The organism is Achromobacter ruhlandii (assembly GCF_002082135.1).
Taxonomy (GTDB): domain Bacteria; phylum Pseudomonadota; class Gammaproteobacteria; order Burkholderiales; family Burkholderiaceae_B; genus Achromobacter; species Achromobacter ruhlandii.
On record NZ_CP017433.1, the window covers coordinates 3931282 to 3948226 of the forward strand.

Genomic DNA, 16945 nt, shown 5'->3' on the forward strand with positions numbered 1-16945 from the left:
GGCGTGCCGCAGGCCCGTCAGATGCTGGAAGACGGCCGTTGGCGCAACGACGGCTTCCTGCGGCCCAACGGCCAGGCGCGCGACCTGTTCGCCGCGCTGCTGTTCGCCTGGACCCGCAGGCCGAGGCTGGGACGCGGCCTATGGCGCCGGCGCCTGGCGCGCTACCCGCGCCGCCGACGGCTCGGCGCAGCGCGAGCTGCTGCAACGGGGCCTGCCGCGCTGGACCGTGCGCTGGCCGGCGGACGCGCCGGACGGCGCGCTTGAAATCCGCGACGCCGCCGGCACGGTGTGGCGCGTCGCGCCATTGAAGGAGCAACCATGACCGCCACCTGGCTGAGCCCCCCGGGCGTGGTCTGCGCGCTCGGCGCCGGCATCGATGCCGTGGCCCATGCCGCCTTCGCTGGCGACACCGCGGGCATGCGCCCGCTGGCCGGCTGGGTGGCGGACCGCGCGCTCACGCTCGGCGCCGTCGCCGCGCCGCTGCCGGCCATCCCCGAGACCTTCGCCCCGCATCATCACAGCCGCAACAACCAGCTGCTGCTGGCCGCCGCCGCCCAGATCGAGCCCCAGCTGCGCGGCGCCATCGCCCGCCACGGCGCCCACCGCGTGGCGGTGGTGCTGGGTACCAGCACCTCGGGCGTGAACGACAACGCGCCGGCGTTCCGCGCCCTGGCCGCCAGCGGCGCCTGGCCCGCCGACTACGACTACCGCCGCCAGGCGCTGTCGTCGCCCGCCGAGTTCCTGGCCGAGTGGCTGGGCGCCGCCGGCCCGGCCTACACCCTGTCCACCGCCTGCACCTCCAGCGCCCGCGCGCTGCTGTCCGCGCGCCGCCTGTTGGCGCTGGGACTGTGCGACGCGGTGGTCTGCGGCGGCGCCGATACGCTGTGCCGCCTGACCATCAACGGCTTCGCCACCCTGGAAGCGGTGGACGAGGCCCTGTGCCTGCCGTTCTCGGCCAACCGCCGCGGCATCAACATCGGCGAGGCCGGCGTGCTGTTCCTGATGCAGCGCGAACCCGCCGACGCGGCCGGCGTGGCCCTGCTGGGCGGCGGCGCCAGTTCCGACGCCTGGCACATGTCGGCCCCCGAGCCAAGCGGCGCCGGCGCCCTGCAGGCCATGCGCGCCGCCTTGGACGGCGCCGGGCTCGAACCCGCCGACATCGGCTGGATCAACCTGCACGGCACCGGCACTACGCACAACGACGCCATGGAAAGCCTGGCCGTGCACACCCTGTTCCCGCAGGGCGTGCCGTGCGCGTCGACCAAGCCGCTGACCGGCCATGCGCTGGGCGCGGCCGGCGCGCTGGAAGCGGCGCTCGCCTGGATCACCCTGGCGCCCGCCAACGCCGACGGCCGGCTGTTGCCGCACGTCTGGGACGGCCAGCCCGATCCGGCCTTGCCGGCGCTGGACTTCAGTACCCCGGCGCACCGCTACGCCGCGGGCCGCCGCCGCATCGCCATGAGCAATTCCTTTGCCTTCGGCGGCAACAACGCCAGCCTGATCCTGGGGGGTGCCGCATGAGCCCATGGCCCATCGCCAGCCTGCTGCCGCACGCCGGCGACATGATCCTGATCGACGAGGTGCTGGCGCACGACGCCGACAGCCTGACGGCGCGCGCCGTGGTGCGCCCCGGCCCCTACTCCCTGCCCGACGGCGCGCTGCCGCCCTGGCTCGGCCTGGAACTGATGGCCCAGGCCGTCGGCGCCTGGGCCGGCTGCCAGGCGCGCCTGGCAGGCGCCGAGGTCAAGCTCGGCTTCCTGCTGGGCACGCGCCGCTACGACTGCCAGGTCGACGCGCTGCCGGCCGGCGCCGTCCTCTCCGTCCACGTGCAACGCGGGTTCATCGACGACAGCGGCATGAGCGTATTCGAATGCGAACTGCGCGACGGCGAACGCCAACTGGCGAGCGCCCGGCTCAACGTCTATCAACCCAAGGACCCCAACGTTTTCATCCAGGAAGATTCGCCCCAATGAGCGCCGCTCCCATTCTCGTCACCGGCTCCAGCCGCGGCATCGGCCGCGCCATCGCGCTGGCCCTGGCCGACGCCGGCCATGACCTGGTGCTGCACTGCCGCCAGCAGCGCGCCCAGGCAGAAACCGTACAGGCCGAAGTCGCCGCCCGCGGCCGCCAGGCGCGCGTGCTGCAATTCGACGTGGCCGACCGCGCGCAATGCGCCGCCGTGCTGCAGGCCGACGTCGAGGCCCACGGCGCCTATTACGGCGTCGTGCTCAACGCCGGCCTGACCCGCGACGGCGCCTTTCCCGCCCTGACCGGCGACGACTGGGACCAGGTGCTGCGCACCAACCTGGACGGCTTCTACAACGTGCTCAGCCCGCTGGCGATGCCCATGATCCGGCGCCGCGCGCCAGGCCGGGTGGTCTGCATGGCCTCGGTCTCGGGGCTGGTCGGCAATCGCGGCCAGGTCAACTACAGCGCCTCCAAGGCCGGCCTGATCGGCGCCGCCAAGGCCCTGGCGGTGGAGCTGGCCAAGCGCCAGATCACCGTCAACTGCGTGGCGCCCGGCCTGATCGACACCGACATGATCGACGAGCACGTGCCGGTCGAGGAAATCCTCAAGGCCATCCCGGCCCAGCGCATGGGCCGGCCCGAGGAAGTGGCGGCCACGGTCGCCTTCCTGATGTCGCCCGGCGCCGCCTACATCACGCGCCAGGTCATCGCGGTCAACGGAGGGCTGTGCTGATGCAACGCGTCGTCATTACCGGCATGGCCGGCATCAGCGCGCTCGGTTCCGACTGGGCCACCATCGGCCAGGCCTTCGCCGACGGCCGCAGCGCCATCCGCGTCATGCCCGACTGGGCGCGCTACCAGGAGCTGAACACGCGCCTGGCCGGCCCGATCGAGGATTTCCGCGCGCCCGCGCACTGGACCCGCAAGCAGCTGCGCAGCATGGGCCGCGTCTCGCAACTGAGCGTGCGCGCCGCCGAACTGGCGCTGGATGACGCCGGCCTGCTGGGCGACCCCAGCATCCGCGATGGCCGCATGGGCGTGGCCTGCGGTTCGTCGGTGGGCAGCACCGCCGAGATCCGCGCCTTCGGCAACATGCTGCTCAACGGCGTCACCGACGACCTCAACGCCAATTCGTACGTGCGCATGATGCCGCACACCACCGCTGCCAACGTCGGCATCTTCTTCGAACTGAAGGGCCGCATCATCCCCACCTCCAGCGCCTGCACTTCGGGCAGCCAGGGCATCGGCTACGCCTACGAGGCCATCCGCTACGGCCGCCAGGCCCTGATGCTGGCCGGCGGCGCCGAGGAACTGTGCCCGAGCGAAGCGCTGGTGTTCGACGCCCTGTATGCCACCAGCCAGAAGAACGACACGCCCGACCTGACGCCGCGCCCCTACGACCGCGACCGCGACGGCCTGGTCATCGGCGAAGGCGGCGGCATGCTGGTGCTGGAATCGCTGGAACACGCGCAGGCGCGCGGCGCCCGCATCCATGCGGAGATCGTCGGCTTCGGCAGCAATTCGGACGGCACCCACATCACCCGCCCCGAGGCCGCCACCATGCGCATCGCCATGGAAATGGCGCTGGCCGACGCCGGCCTGCCGCCCGAGGCCATCGGCTACGTCAACGGCCACGGCACCGCCACGGAACAAGGCGACATCGCCGAGACCCAGGCCACCCACAGCCTGTTCGGCGCCCGCATGCCGATCAGCTCGCAAAAGAGCTACCTGGGCCACACCCTGGGCGCCTGCGGCGTGCTGGAGTCCTGGTTCAGCATCGAGATGCTGCGCGGCGACTGGTATGCCCCCACGCTCAACCTGCGGAACGTCGATCCGCGCTGCGGCGACCTCGACTACCTGCGCGAAGGCCGCCGCATGAGCCACGAATACGTCATGAACAACAACTTCGCCTTCGGCGGCATCAACACCTCGCTGGTGTTCCGCCGCTGGCCGTGAAGTCATTATCAACCCCTCACCTGGAACGCATCCCATGAACGTCTCCCATAAGCTGTTTGGCGCCCTGGCCTTGTCGATCGCCTGCTCGGCCCCGGCGCTGGCCGCGGACCGCACCGTCTTCCTGCCGCTGCAGCCGGCCATCGAGGCCGCCCAGGCCGCCGGCAAGATCGACGGCAGCGTAAAGTTCTACCTGGCGGGCACCGGCCCCAAGGGCAAGGTGCTGGAGGCCGGCGTGGTCACCAACCGCAAGACCAACGCCTTCGCCAAGAAAGACGCCGAGGCCTGCCTGTGGGTGGCGCAATCGGCCGTGATCGCCCTGCACGAGGCCGCCAAGAAGGCCGGCGCCAACGCCGTCACCAACATCGTCAGCTACTACCGCAAGAACGAATACAGCAGCAAGACCGACTACGAATGCCATGCCGGCGCCATGGTGGCCGGCGTCGCCCTGCGCGGCGACCTGGCCCAGGTCAAGTAAGGCGGCCACCGGGTTGGTCCACGACGGGCCGGCAGCCGCTGGCAGTCTCCAGGGGGCAGCCTCTGGCTGGCCGTACCTGGTTGGCCGTCCCTGGTTGACCATCCCCGGTTGGCCATCCCCGGTTGGCCGTCCCCGGATGGCCGTCCCACGGTTACACTGCCCCTTCGATGCAACACCACAAAGGTTCAACCATGAGCACCGCTACGCTCAAGACCCGCCTCTCCGACGCCGTCAAGGACGCCATGCGCGCCAAGGCCACCGAGCGTCTCGCCACCCTGCGCTTCCTGCTGGCCGCGGTGAAACAGAAGGAAGTGGACGAACGCCGCGACCTGACCGACGCCGAAATCACCGCCATCATCGAAAAGCAGGTCAAGCAACGCCGCGAATCCATCGCCGCGTTCGAACAGGCCGGGCGCACCGAGACCGCCGAGCAGGAAAAGGCCGAACTGGTCGTGCTGCAGGAATTCCTGCCGCAAGCAGCCACGCCCGAGGAAGTGGCCGCCGCCATCGACGCCGCGCTGGCAGAAGTCGCCGCCCAGGGCGTCACCGGCGCCCCCGCCATGGGCAAGGTCATGGCCCTGCTCAAGCAGTCGCTGGCCGGCCGCGCCGACATGACCGCGCTGTCGCAGCAGGTCAAGGCCCGGCTCGCCTGAAGCCGCATCGTCCGGCGCGCAACGCGCCGGACGATAGCCGCCGGGACGCTACGCCCCGGGATTCAGAACGCCCCGCCAAACAGATCCGGCTGGCGCGACTGCTCCTGCGGATCGGCAAAGTTACTCATGCCCACGCCCGCCAGCCGGTACAGCGTCTGCGCCGGCAGGTCGACCCGCTCGCACAGCAGCCGGGCCACCGTCGCCAGCTCGGCCGCCGAGGCCGGCGGATGCGGGCTGGTCTGGCTGCGCGTCAGGATGCGGAAGCGGTCGGTCTTGAGCTTGAGCACCACCGTGCGCCCCAGCGCGCCCTTTTTCAGCGCCTGGTCCCAGACCTTGTCGGCCATGCGATCGATGGCCTCGCCGATGGCCTCCAGCCGCACGTCCTCCGAAAAAGTGGTTTCCGCCGACACCTGCTGCAAGGGCTGGTCGGTCTGCACCTCGCGCTCGTCGATGCCGCGCGCCAGCTCGTACAGGCGGCGGCCGTAGCGGCCGAAGTAGTGCTCCAGTTCCTGCACGCCATGGGTGGCCAGGTCGCCCACGGTCTGGATGCCCAGCTGTTCCAGGCGCGCCTGCGTGACCTTGCCCACGCCCGGCACCTTGCGCACCGGCAGCGGCTGCAGGAATTCCAGCACCTTGGACGGACGGATCACGAACTGGCCGTCCGGCTTGTTCCAGTCGGACGCGATCTTGGCCAGGAACTTGTTGGGCGCCACCCCGGCGGACGCGGTCAGGCCGGTCTCGGCGCGGATCTGCTGGCGGATCACCTGCGCCACTTCGGTGGCCGACGGCAATCCCAGTTTGTTGACGGTGACGTCCAGGTAGGCCTCATCCAGCGACAGCGGCTCGATCAGGTCGGTGTGGCGGGCGAAGATCTGGCGGATCTGGCGCGAGACCTCGCGGTAGCGGTTGAAGTCGGGCGGCACGTAGACCGCCTGCGGACAGAGCCGCTGCGCGCGCACCGCCGACATGGCCGAATGCACGCCGAAGCGGCGCGCCTCGTACGACGCCGCGCACACCACCGAGCGCGGCCCGGTCCACGCCACCACCACCGGCTGGCCGCGCAGTTCGGGGTTGTCGCGCTGTTCCACGGATGCATAAAAGGCATCCATGTCGATATGTACGATCTTGCGGCTGGCGTCGCTCATGGCGGTGGCAAAACGGGAATCCGGACCACGCGGCAAAGCGGGGCAGCGGACACGAAAAGTACGGTCATCGGAAAAATGGACACACGCGCAGGTTCCGGGCGGGCTGGCGGCATAAAAGTGGATATTATGACCGGCAATGCCCTGATTTCCTTCTGTCCTCCTTATCCCCGCCCCCCTTCCATGACTGCAACCGCAACCCCCGCTCCGGGCGAGTATTTCGGCCTGGCGATTCCCTTCATGAGTTTCCTGGGCCTGGTGCCCGAACAGATCGGGCCGGCCTATGCCCGCACCTCGCTGCCCTGGCGCCAGGACCTGACCAACAGCCGCGGCGACGTGCACGGCGGCACCCTGATGAGTGTGCTGGACTTCACCCTGAGCGCCGCGGCGCGCGGGTCGGCCGAAGCCACCGAAGGCATGGCCACCATCGACATGAACACCACCTTCCTGTCGCCCGCCACCGGCGACCTGGTGATCGAGGCGCGCTGCCTACGCCGCGGCACGTCAATCGCCTTCTGTGAAGGCGACATCCGCCGCGCCGACGGCGAACTGGTGGCCCGTGCAACCGCCACTTTCAAAATCATCCGCCGCCGCCCAGGCGGCGACTGAACCGGCAAGCGCGCGGCACCAATATAGGACTCGCGCCGCCATTATCGGACCCGCTGTGGGACGCTATTCCATGACAATAAACGCCATTGATCACCTGATTGTGAAAGCGTTGCATGGACTGGACACTCGAGCTACTGGCCCCTACCGCGGCTCCGCACGCCCCCGGGCTGCACCCGCGGATACTTGCGGGTGACCCGCCCCGCCTTCCCGCGCCCCGCCTGCGGGCCGCCACCCGGAACCCGGCATCCGGCGCCTTGATCCCTGCGCTACCTCCCCACCACGCGGTACTTGCCCTGGACATCCCCTTGCCCGAAGGCCGGGCCCGATTGATGCGGGTCTCGCCCGGTTGACGCCCGCGCCGCTGCCGGCGCCTCCCCCTTTCATCCGTTGAACTCTCGACGCTCCCGACGCCCTCAGGCGCCGGGACGAACGCACGCACTCGCCTTTTTTCAGCCCTTGCTCCTGGGAGAGGCGCCATAACCGGAATGCCGTATGAACAAGATCTACGCACTGAAGAAAAACGCCAGGCAACAAATCGTTCCGGTCGCCGAGATCCGGCGCGGCGTGAAAAAGACCAGTCGTTCGAAGCATCAGCGCAAAGCGCGGGCGCTCTGCGGCGTGTCGATCCTGGCCTGCATGCTGGCCCCCCTCCCGCTTCACGCCTCCATCGTCGGCACCGACCTGCCCTACCAGACCTATCGCGATTTCAGCGAGAACAAGGGCGCATTCCAGCCCGGGGCGACCAACATCCAACTGTACGACAAGACCGGCGCCCCTTATGCCGTCCTGGATCGCGCGCCCATGCCCGATTTCAGCGCCGTCGACCGGACGGCCATCGCAACGCTGATATCGCCGCAGTACGTCGTCAGCGTCAAGCACAATACCCTGTACGGCAGCGTCAGATTCGGCTATGCGGACGATACACTCTATCGATTCTCCAATCGCAATAATGACGATTACGCACGCGATTTCCACAGTCCCCGCCTGGTCAAGCTCGTGACCGAAGTGGCGCCGATGCCCGTGACAAGCGCTGGCACCGCGCGCGGCACCTATCAGAACAAGACGCGCTTTCCCGTGTTTTATACCATCGGCTCGGGGCACCAATATGTCAAGAACCGGGCCGGCACGCTGACGGATCTCGAGTACGCCTACCACTATCGGACTGGCGGGACGGTGGGCTCGCCCGGCATTTCCGACTGGAGCATTGTGTCGAACCCTGGCAGCACCTACAACGCGGCGCAAGGCCCGATGGCGTCGTACGGAACCCCCGGAGACAGCGGCTCGCCGCTATTTGTCTGGGACGCCAAGGAGAATCGATGGGTGCTGCTCGCCGTCACCAGGTCATTCAACCAACTCCAGGGAACATCCAACTCGTTCGTGGTGATCCTCGTCAACGAGTTCAACGCCGTCATGGCCAAGAACCGCGATGCCCCGGTCGTCACCCAGCCCGCCCTGGGCGACATCATCTGGTCCTATGACGCCGCCAAGGGCACAGGCACCCTGACCCAGGGAGACAACGCCTGGGATATGCACGGCAGGCATGGCAGCACCGTCACGGCGGCGCTCGACCACGGCAAGGACCTCATCTTCAGCGGCGGCGGCACCGTCATCCTGCAGAATTCGGTCGACCAGGGCGCCGGCTCGCTGACCTTCAACGACGACTACACCATCAAGCCCGCCGATAACCAGACCTGGATGGGCGCCGGCATTATCGTCAACGACAATCACGTCGTCGACTGGGGCATCAACGGCGTGCTCGCCGACAGCCTGCACAAACTGGGAACCGGTACGCTGACAATCAATGGCGTGGGCGTGAACCCCGGGGAGCTGAGCGTCGGCGACGGCACGGTCATGCTGTCACAACGCGCCGATGCCGACGGCAAGGTCCAGGCCTTCGATGCCATCCATATCGCCAGCGGCCGTCCGACCGTTGTTCTTGGCGATGCCGGGCAGGTCAACCCCGACAACGTCAGATGGGGCTATCGCGGCGGCCAACTGGACGTCAACGGCAACAATATCACCGTCCACCGCCTCAATGGCGCGGACAAGGGCGCGGTCCTGACGAACCGCGGCCCGCAGGCGACGCTGAACCTCGACTTCAATCGAACGGATACCGCCGCTACTGATACCGCCGCCATCGCCAACATCTGGCACGGCCATTTCACCGGCAATCTGGACGTGGTGAACCGCGTCGAACCTGGCACGAAGAACGATTTCGTGATCGATGGCGGCACCCGGCTCGCTGGCGCCCTGCATCAGAGCAATGGACGACTTTTCCTGCAGGGCCATCCCGTCGTCCATGCCGTCAACCAGAAGCCGATCGCCACCAAGCTCAGCAGGACGGGCGACAATTCGGCGTTGACCCAACCCGTCTCCTTCAAACAGGACGACTGGGAAACACGGCATTTCGAGATGGAATCCCTCGTCCTGACGGACGTGGGACTGCACCTTGGAAGAAATGCCACGCTCGCCGCAAACATCCTGGCGCGGAACTCCCGCGTGACCTTGGGCAGTGACGAACTCTACATCGATCTCGAAGACGGCAATGGCGTGAAGACCCGGCCTGTGCTGGGCAAGTCGAAGGCGCTCGTCCAGGCCGACCAAAGCCGCTTCGAAGGCAGGGTGAGACTGGCAGAGCAATCCACGCTCAACATCAATCAACAGTTCGCGGGCGGCATCGACGCCATCGACAGCGCCATCCGCGTGGCCTCGACCCAGGCCGAGCTGACGCAGCCCAGCGAGTTCACCCGCTCCTCGCTGGCCCTGGCCGAAAACGCCAAGCTGACGAGCCGCGCCAACCTTCACTCCGATGGCGAAGTGCAGGTCGGCGCGGGCGCCGTCCTGTCAATGCAGGCGGCGCCGCAAGCTGCCGCGTCGCGGACCACCTACAGCGCCGCCTCGTGGCGATTGCAGGGCGCCCATGGCGCCCTCGAAGCAGGCGCCGGCATCCTCCTGCTGGGCGACATCTTCGCGGACGACGACGCGAGCGTCAGCCTGCTCGGCGGCGGTGACGTCGTCGCGCCCGGCAGTGCCGCCACGCTCTACACCGGCGCAGTCACAGCCAGCCAGGCCGCCATGCGGATGCACGAAAACAGCCACTGGTTCATCACAGGCGACTCCGCCGTGAACCGGCTGCAGGCGGACAACGCGCTATTGAGTTTCGGTGGCAATAGCCGGGCCGAAGGCGTGCTCCCGCCACAGACGGATTCCGGCGACACCTTGGCCATGCGTGAGATCCAGGCCACGTCCGCGCCCCCTTCCTCAGTGCTGACCGTCGACACGCTCGCCGCGTCCGACAGCGTCTTTGTGTTTCGCGCCGACCCCTACAGCGGCGCTCACGACCAAATGACCGTCACCACGCTGCTCAGCGGCAGCGGCAACCGCCTGCGGGCCGCCTATGCCGGCGATGAGCCCGCCGGCGAGCCCGTTCAAGCCCGGGAAACACTGCTGATCAGTGCCCCGGCCCTCACGGACGCGAATCTCTTCACCCCGGAAACCTACTTCGTCAGGAACGATGCCTCGGACATCCCTGCGCAAACCGATCCCTGGCGCAGCGGCCTTGCGGTCAGCCACGACGCGGATCAGCGCCAATGGTGGCTCATCAGCATGAGCGACGCCGCGCCCTGGAGGTTGACGGAAAGCCGCGAGTTCGACTTGTTGCACCTGCCGTCGGAGGAAAGAGTGGAATTGTCGCAACCCGGCCCGGCCTGGACCCCGCACGAACTGCGCGTCGACACGCTGATTGCCAGCGGCGTGCGTTTCGCCATGACCGCGAGGCCACAGAGCCACGAAAGCGACAGTATCCATATCGCATCGCTGGCGCAGGGCGACGACAACCGCCTGGATCTCACCCTCCTCGTCAACGATCCGGTCCCGGCCGACGACAGCGGCGCCTTGCTGTTGGCGACAGCGCCCGCGGCCACGCTGGACAGCTACTTCAAGCCGGGTTCCGTCACGCAGGGACTCACGCTTTACGTACCCAACCTTGAGATCGTCAGTACCGACACCGAGAAAAAATGGCAATTGGCGTACCGGGCGGTCGAAAGGCCCGTGGAACCGCCGGTTGAAAAGCCCGCCGACCCGCCGGTTGAAAAGCCTGTCGACCCGCCGGCCGAAAAGCCTGCGGACCCGCCAGTCGAAAAGCCAGCGGAACCTCCAGCCGGCAATCCGATGGACAAGCCCGACGCCCCTGTCGAAACAGCCCGGCCAAATACCGGCGGACTGTCGCTATTCACGCCGTATTCACTGAGGCTGTCCGAACTAAGCACGCTGCAGTCGCGCGGGGAAATCATCAACCGATTGCGACAGAATGGCATCGCCGCGGATGATGACGTCGTCAACCAGGTCAACGCGCTACGCCAGCAGGTCAACCGCACCGCCGTGCTGGCGAGCCTGCCGAAGGTCGCTTTCGTGCTCGAAACCAACCAGCTCAACAAACGGTTGGGAGACGTGCGTCAACTGCATGAAGAGGCCGGGCTATGGATCAAGACCAGCCACGGACAGGCCGACTATCAGCAAGTGCACTTGAAGCACAACACGCTGCAATTGGGCCTTGACCGCAAGCAGGGCATGCATTTGTACGGCGTCATGGGAAGCTATACCCAAGGCTCGGGGCAAGGCGATGAGGGCCTCTCGGAAAAGCACACCACCGGCGGCATCGGCGTCTACTATGCCATGATCAACGAGGACGGCCCCTTCATCGACGTCATCGCCAAGTACCTGAGAACCAACCATACTTACCAGATGCCCGCCAACCTGCGCATCGAAGGACATGGCGCGCAGTCCACCTCCCTGCTGGCCAGCGTGCAGGCGGGATGGCGGCTGAACCTGCTCAATGATCGCGCCTTCGTTGAACCCTCGGTCGAGGTGGTCACGGGCTACACCAGCGCTTATACGCTGCATGGCGATGAAAGCAGCGTCGATGTCCGGGTCAATGCCAGCACGCCGGTTTATGCCAAGATCGGCGCCGCCGCCGGCCTGAACTTCCAGTCGGATGAACAACGCGGGGTGACCCTTGCAGCAGGGCTGTTCCGGCTTCAGAACCTGAGGCGGGGCGGCGGTATCGATGTGCTGAACAACAGCGTCCGCGGAGATATGCTGAGCACACCGATGGCCGACGACAGCCGTTACTTGGTCAACGTGTCGCTCAATGCCAGGCTGTCGCCCAACTGGCGTTTCTATAGCCAGGTGGAAAGCAGCTTTGCGGGCAAGCTGAAACACGACTACAGCGGCCAGATCGGTGTGCGCTATCAGTTCTGAGCCGGCAAGGTTGCCCGGTCAGGCGGGCGCAGGTCCTGGGGCATCCCATTATCAGACCTGCGTTCGGACCTTGGTCCATGACAATGGACGCTTTCGCTTACCTCGGTGAAAGCGCCGCATGATCTGGAAATCTCTATCACCTGGCCGCGACCTCATCTCCTCCCTCTCGGCCAGCCGGGCAAGACCCGATCCGCGCGACAGGCCGGGCCGCCATGGCGCGCCCTGTCGGGCCATCCGCCCGATCTGCCACAGGCTGTCGATCCTGGTGGGCCTGTTGACGGCGGCTCCGTTGCATGCCGCCATGGTCGGCACGGATCTGCCTTACCAGACCTATCGAGACTTCGCGGAAAACAAAGGGGTCTTCCGACCGGGCGCGCGGAACATCTCGCTGTACGACAAGGCCGGAGCGCCCTACGCGGTCCTGGACCGCGCGCCCATGATCGATTTCAGGGTAGCCGACACCACGGGCATCGCAACCCTGGTTGCGCCGCAATACGTCGTCAGCGTCAAGCACAACGGCGGCTACACCGGCGTCACGTTCGGCTATCGCGGTGACACCCGCTATACCCTGGTCAACCGCAACAACCACCGATGGGAGGACTTCCATTCCCCACGCCTGAACAAGATCGTGACCGAAGTGGCGCCCATCGCCATGACCGATGCTGGCGATGCCGCCGGCACCTATGCGGACCTGTCCCGCTTCCCGGTGTTCTACCGGGTCGGCTCCGGCGTGCAGCGGGTTCGGGACAGGGCCGGCGTGCGCACCCGCATCGCGGGCGGTTATGCCTACCTGACCGGCGGCACGGTGGGCTCCCCCGAGGATTCCTACTGGTTCCTGCAGGCGCTGCCGGGCGCCACCTACTCGCCCAAGCAGGGTCCGATGGCTTCCTACGGCGGCCCCGGCGATAGCGGCTCTCCGCTGTTTGCCTGGGACACGCGACGCGGGCAGTGGATACTGGTCGCGGTGCAGACCGGCTGGTCCGGCGAGGGCGCGACGCTCAGCGCGTTCGATGTGATTCCCTTGCCGGATGTCATGGATGTCATCGATGGCAAGACCGATGCGCCGGTGATTACCCACCAGTCCGACGGCGAGATCCACTGGACCTACGACGGGACCACCGGAACCGGCGCCTTGAACCAGGCGCAGGCTTCCTGGACCATGCACGGCAGGTTCGGGCCGAATCAGGCCGCGGCGCTGGACCACGGCAAGGATCTGACCTTCCGCGGCGACGGTCTCGTCGTGCTGGAAAGCACGGTCGACCAAGGGGCCGGCGCCCTCACATTCGACGGCCGCTACACCGTCATGCCGAAGGACACCCAGACCTGGCGCGGCGGCGGCATCACGGTGAACGCGGAATCGTTCGTGGATTGGCAGGTCAACGGCGTGGCCGCCGACAGCCTGCACAAGCTGGGCGCCGGCACGCTGAAGATCAGCGCTTCAGGGGTCAACCCGGGCACGTTGAACATTGGAGATGGCACCGTCATCCTGGCGCAACGCGCCGATGCCGCCAACCGGGTCCAGGCCTTCGCGGCCGCCCGCATCGTCAGCGGCCGCCCTACCCTGGTGCTGGCGGACAGCCGCCAGATCGATCCGGACAACATCCAATGGGGATTCCGCGGGGGCACGCTCGACATCAACGGCAACGATGTCACCTTTCATCGACTGAACGGCGCCGACGCCGGCGCCGTTCTCACCAATAGCAGCTCCCCCGCCACGGTGAACCTGGCCTTCGCCGCCCCCGGCGGCGTTAATGCCACGACCCTCTGGCACGGCCATTTCACCGGCAATGTCAACATCGCCAATACCGCCACGCCCCAGAGCCGTTTCGCCATCGACGGAGGAATCGACAGCAGCGGCACGTTCATCCAGAAGAACGGCCTGCTGTACCTGCAAGGACACCCGGTCGTCCACGCCGCCAATGCCGCCGCCGTCGTGGACATGCTCAAGTCCCTGGGTGACGACTCGCTGCCAACCCGCCCTGTCTCCTTTACGCAGCCCGATTGGGAAACGCGCCACTTTCGCATGGCGGCGCTGGAACTGCGCGACGCGCAGCTCCATCTCGGCCGCAATGCCGCGCTCGCCACCGATATCCACGCCGATCATTCATTTGTCACCCTGGGCAGCTCGTCTGTCTTCATCGATCTGAACGACGGCACGGACATCAATACGGCGCCGAGCGCCGGTGAATCGCGGGCTGGCACAGACGTCGATACAAGCAGATTCGAGGGCGGAGTGACTCTGGCGAACGATTCCACCCTGTCCATCACGGAACGCTTCAACGGCGGCATCGACAGCACCGACAGCGAAACGCATGTCTCCTCCGCCCACGCACTGCTCGACCGCCCCAGCGTATTCACCCACTCGCTGCTGAACCTGCGCGACGATGCCCGGCTGACAGGCCGCGCCGGCCTCACCTCCGATGGCGAAGTCCGCGTGGGCGCCAACGCCATCCTGTCGATGTTGGCGGCGGCGGATCGCACCCTCCCCGTAACGACCTACTCGGCCGCGTCCTGGATACTGAATGGCCAGGACGCCGTCCTCGAGGCCGGCCCCGGCACCCGCCTGACCGGCAATATTCTGTCCGACCAGACCGCGCAGGTCCGCCTTGGCGGCGGCGAATCCGGCGGCCCGACAAGGGCTCGCGCGGCTGACCTCGGCGACAGCGCCGCGCCGGAAACGGTCTACGCGGGAAGCGTGAACGCGGCGCAGGCCAGCATGTGGATCCAGGAAACGGCCCACTGGATCGTCACGGGCGATTCCACGCTCAAACAACTCCAGGCGAGCCAGGCGCTGTTGAGCTTTGACGACATGAGCCAGACACGGAATGGATTCATGGCGCGGGCGCAGTCCGGCCCCGACATGGCCGGCAATTTGTCGCCGGCGGCGGCAATCCTGCCCGCCTACACCCTGACGGCCGACACCGTCGCCGCGACGGACAGCACGTTTGCCTTGCGGGTCGATCCAAATGGCGGCGATCATGACCGCCTGACGATCACCACCGGGCTGAGCGGCAGCGGCAACCGCTTGCGGATCACCAACTTCGGCGACCGCCCCGCCAGCGCCGCGCCCGTCGCGCGCGAAGACCTGTTGCTGAGCGCCCCGGCCTCCGCGCCGGCTGACCTGTTTCAACTGGAGCAGGCCTACACCGATGGCGCGGCCGGCACATCGTCGGGCGGCAACCCGTGGCTCGGCGGCCTGGCGGTCAGCCATGACGCGGACCAGCGGCAATGGTGGTTCATCAGCATGCGCGACGACGCCCCCTGGCGCTTGAGCCAGGATCGCCAGTTCGACGCGCTGCACTTGCCGACGGGCGGCCGCGTGGAGCTGTCCCAGCCCCAGGCGGCCGACTGGACGCCGCGCACCCTGCAAACCGGCACCCTGAACGCCACCGGCGTGCATTTCGCCCTGACCGCGCGGCCCCAGGACGGCGCAAGCGACAGCATCCGCGTCGCCACCGAGGCGCTGGGCGATGACAACAGCCTGGACCTCACGCTCCTGGTTCGCGGCGAGGTGCCGGACAACGCCAGCGGCAGGCTGCTGCTGGCGTCCGCGCCCGCGAGCACGGCCGACAGCTATTTCAAGACGGGCTCGGTCACGCAGGGCCTGACCGTCTACTTGCCCAACCTTGAAATCGTCAGCACCGACACGGAGAAAAAATGGCAGTTGGCGTACAGGGCGGTCGAAAAGCCCGCCGACCCGCCAGTCGAAAAACCTGCCGACACGCCGGTCGAAAAACCTGCTGACCCGCCAGTCGAAAAACCTGCGGAACCGCCGGTAGAAAAGCCCGCCGAAATGCCGGAGATCGAGACGCCGCAGGGCGGCGGCGCGCAGACCCGGCCCGGCCTGTCCCTGTTCACGGCCGTGCCGTTGAAGCTGTCCGAGCTGGACGCCCTGGGGTCGCGCGAGGAAATCGTCAAGCGCCTGGGACAGGCGGGCGTGGCGGCGGACGAAGGCACCATCCGGCAGATCACCGAGGTGCGCCGGCAGATCGCGCGCACCGGCACGCTGGCCAGCCTGCCGCGCGTCTCCTTCGTGCTCGAAACCAACCAGCTCGACAAGCGCCTGGGCGACGTGCGCCAGCTCAATGAAGACGCCGGACTCTGGATCAAGACCAGCCACGGGCGCGCTGACTACCAGCAGATCGGCCTGAAGCACACCACGCTGCAATTCGGCCTCGACCGCAAGCAGGGCAGACAGCTGTACGGCATCATGGGCAGCTACACGCAGGGTTCCGGCCAGGGCGACGGCGCGTTGTCGGAGCGGCACACCACGGGCGGCATCGGCCTCTACTACGCCCTGATCCACGAGGACGGCCCCTTCGTCGACGTTATCGCCAAGTACCTGAAAACCAACCAGACCTACCAGTTCCCGAGCCAACTGAACATTGCCGCGCAGGGCGCGCGGTCAACGTCGCTGCTGGCCAGCGTGCAGGCGGGATGGCGGTTGAACCTGCTCGACGGCGGCGCCTTCATCGAGCCATCGGCCGAAGTCGTCGCGGGCGCCACCAGTGGCTACACCCTGCATGGCGGCAAAGACAGTGTCGATGTGCGCGTCAATGCCAGCCGGCCGGTCTACGCCAAGATCGGCGCGGCCGTCGGCCTGAACCTGCAGTCCGATGCGCAGCATGCGCTGGCCGTGTCCGCCGGATTGTTCCGGCTGCAGAACCTGCGGCGCGGCGGCAGCATCGACATCGTGAACAACGGCAGTCCGGACGATGTGCTGCGCAACCCGATGGCGGACGACAGCCGCTATCTGGTGAACCTGTCGCTGAACGCCAGGCTGTCCGCCAACTGGCGCCTCTACAGCCAGGTGGAAAGCAGTTTCGCCGGCAAGCTCAAGCACGACTACAGCGGCCAGATCGGGGTGCGTTATCAGTTCTGAG

The 16945-nt window shown here is 67.4% G+C and carries 10 protein-coding genes and 1 pseudogene; 10 read left to right on the forward strand and 1 reads right to left on the reverse strand.

What is annotated here, in order from left to right; genetic code table 11:
• The 7 genes and pseudogenes from AruCF_RS17690 to AruCF_RS17720 form a co-directional block, all read left to right on the forward strand.
• A pseudogene (locus AruCF_RS17690) lies at positions 1–264 on the forward strand (hypothetical protein); the annotation flags it as partial.
• Between the two features lie 54 nt (positions 265–318).
• Positions 319–1521 (forward strand): beta-ketoacyl-ACP synthase, encoded by a 1203-nt coding sequence (locus tag AruCF_RS17695; protein WP_049074903.1) that lies wholly within the window; start codon positions 319–321, stop codon positions 1519–1521.
• Positions 1518–1973: a hotdog family protein gene (locus AruCF_RS17700; protein WP_049074906.1), complete on the forward strand. Its 456-nt coding sequence runs from the start codon at positions 1518–1520 to the stop codon at positions 1971–1973. The genes AruCF_RS17695 and AruCF_RS17700 overlap by 4 nt, the downstream gene beginning before the upstream one ends.
• Positions 1970–2701 carry a 3-oxoacyl-ACP reductase FabG gene (gene fabG / locus AruCF_RS17705; protein ID WP_049074911.1) on the forward strand — a complete coding sequence of 244 codons (732 nt, stop codon included), beginning with the start codon at positions 1970–1972 and terminating at the stop codon, positions 2699–2701. Before AruCF_RS17700 ends, fabG begins: the two co-directional genes overlap by 4 nt.
• Positions 2701–3924, forward strand: coding sequence for a beta-ketoacyl-ACP synthase (locus tag AruCF_RS17710; protein WP_049074914.1), 1224 nt, complete (start codon positions 2701–2703; stop codon positions 3922–3924). The genes fabG and AruCF_RS17710 overlap by 1 nt, the downstream gene beginning before the upstream one ends.
• A 34-nt stretch (positions 3925–3958) precedes the next feature.
• The gene (locus AruCF_RS17715) at positions 3959–4399 is read left to right on the forward strand and encodes a hypothetical protein (RefSeq protein WP_049074917.1); all 441 of its coding nucleotides are present in this window, start codon (positions 3959–3961) and stop codon (positions 4397–4399) included.
• A gap of 191 nt (positions 4400–4590) precedes the next feature.
• The gene (locus tag AruCF_RS17720) at positions 4591–5052 is read left to right on the forward strand and encodes a GatB/YqeY domain-containing protein (protein WP_049074920.1); all 462 of its coding nucleotides are present in this window, start codon (positions 4591–4593) and stop codon (positions 5050–5052) included.
• Between the two features lie 62 nt (positions 5053–5114).
• On the opposite strand, the gene dinB is transcribed toward AruCF_RS17720, so the two are convergent.
• Entirely contained in the window at positions 5115–6197 is a 1083-nt protein-coding gene (dinB, locus tag AruCF_RS17725) for a DNA polymerase IV (RefSeq protein ID WP_049074922.1), read from the reverse strand.
• Between the two features lie 180 nt (positions 6198–6377).
• Between dinB and AruCF_RS17730 the strand changes: the two genes are divergently transcribed.
• The 3 genes from AruCF_RS17730 (at position 6378) to AruCF_RS17740 (ending at position 16944) form a co-directional block, all read left to right on the forward strand.
• The gene (locus AruCF_RS17730) at positions 6378–6803 is read left to right on the forward strand and encodes a PaaI family thioesterase (protein WP_049074923.1); all 426 of its coding nucleotides are present in this window, start codon (positions 6378–6380) and stop codon (positions 6801–6803) included.
• 492 nt (positions 6804–7295) lie between these two features.
• Positions 7296–12062 (forward strand): S6 family peptidase, encoded by a 4767-nt coding sequence (locus AruCF_RS17735; RefSeq protein WP_083036821.1) that lies wholly within the window; start codon positions 7296–7298, stop codon positions 12060–12062.
• A gap of 118 nt (positions 12063–12180) precedes the next feature.
• Positions 12181–16944 carry a S6 family peptidase gene (locus AruCF_RS17740; protein ID WP_080977458.1) on the forward strand — a complete coding sequence of 1588 codons (4764 nt, stop codon included), beginning with the start codon at positions 12181–12183 and terminating at the stop codon, positions 16942–16944.
• Position 16945 lies beyond the last annotated feature (1 nt).

Coding starts and splice junctions, on each gene's coding strand:
- AruCF_RS17695 (WP_049074903.1), top strand. CDS start 319: ATGACCGCCACCTGGCTGAGCCCCCCGGGCGTGGTCTGCGCGCTCGGC.
- AruCF_RS17700 (WP_049074906.1), top strand. CDS start 1,518: ATGAGCCCATGGCCCATCGCCAGCCTGCTGCCGCACGCCGGCGACATG.
- fabG (WP_049074911.1), top strand. CDS start 1,970: ATGAGCGCCGCTCCCATTCTCGTCACCGGCTCCAGCCGCGGCATCGGC.
- AruCF_RS17710 (WP_049074914.1), top strand. CDS start 2,701: ATGCAACGCGTCGTCATTACCGGCATGGCCGGCATCAGCGCGCTCGGT.
- AruCF_RS17715 (WP_049074917.1), top strand. CDS start 3,959: ATGAACGTCTCCCATAAGCTGTTTGGCGCCCTGGCCTTGTCGATCGCC.
- AruCF_RS17720 (WP_049074920.1), top strand. CDS start 4,591: ATGAGCACCGCTACGCTCAAGACCCGCCTCTCCGACGCCGTCAAGGAC.
- dinB (WP_049074922.1), bottom strand. CDS start 6,197: ATGAGCGACGCCAGCCGCAAGATCGTACATATCGACATGGATGCCTTT.
- AruCF_RS17730 (WP_049074923.1), top strand. CDS start 6,378: ATGACTGCAACCGCAACCCCCGCTCCGGGCGAGTATTTCGGCCTGGCG.
- AruCF_RS17735 (WP_083036821.1), top strand. CDS start 7,296: ATGAACAAGATCTACGCACTGAAGAAAAACGCCAGGCAACAAATCGTT.
- AruCF_RS17740 (WP_080977458.1), top strand. CDS start 12,181: ATGATCTGGAAATCTCTATCACCTGGCCGCGACCTCATCTCCTCCCTC.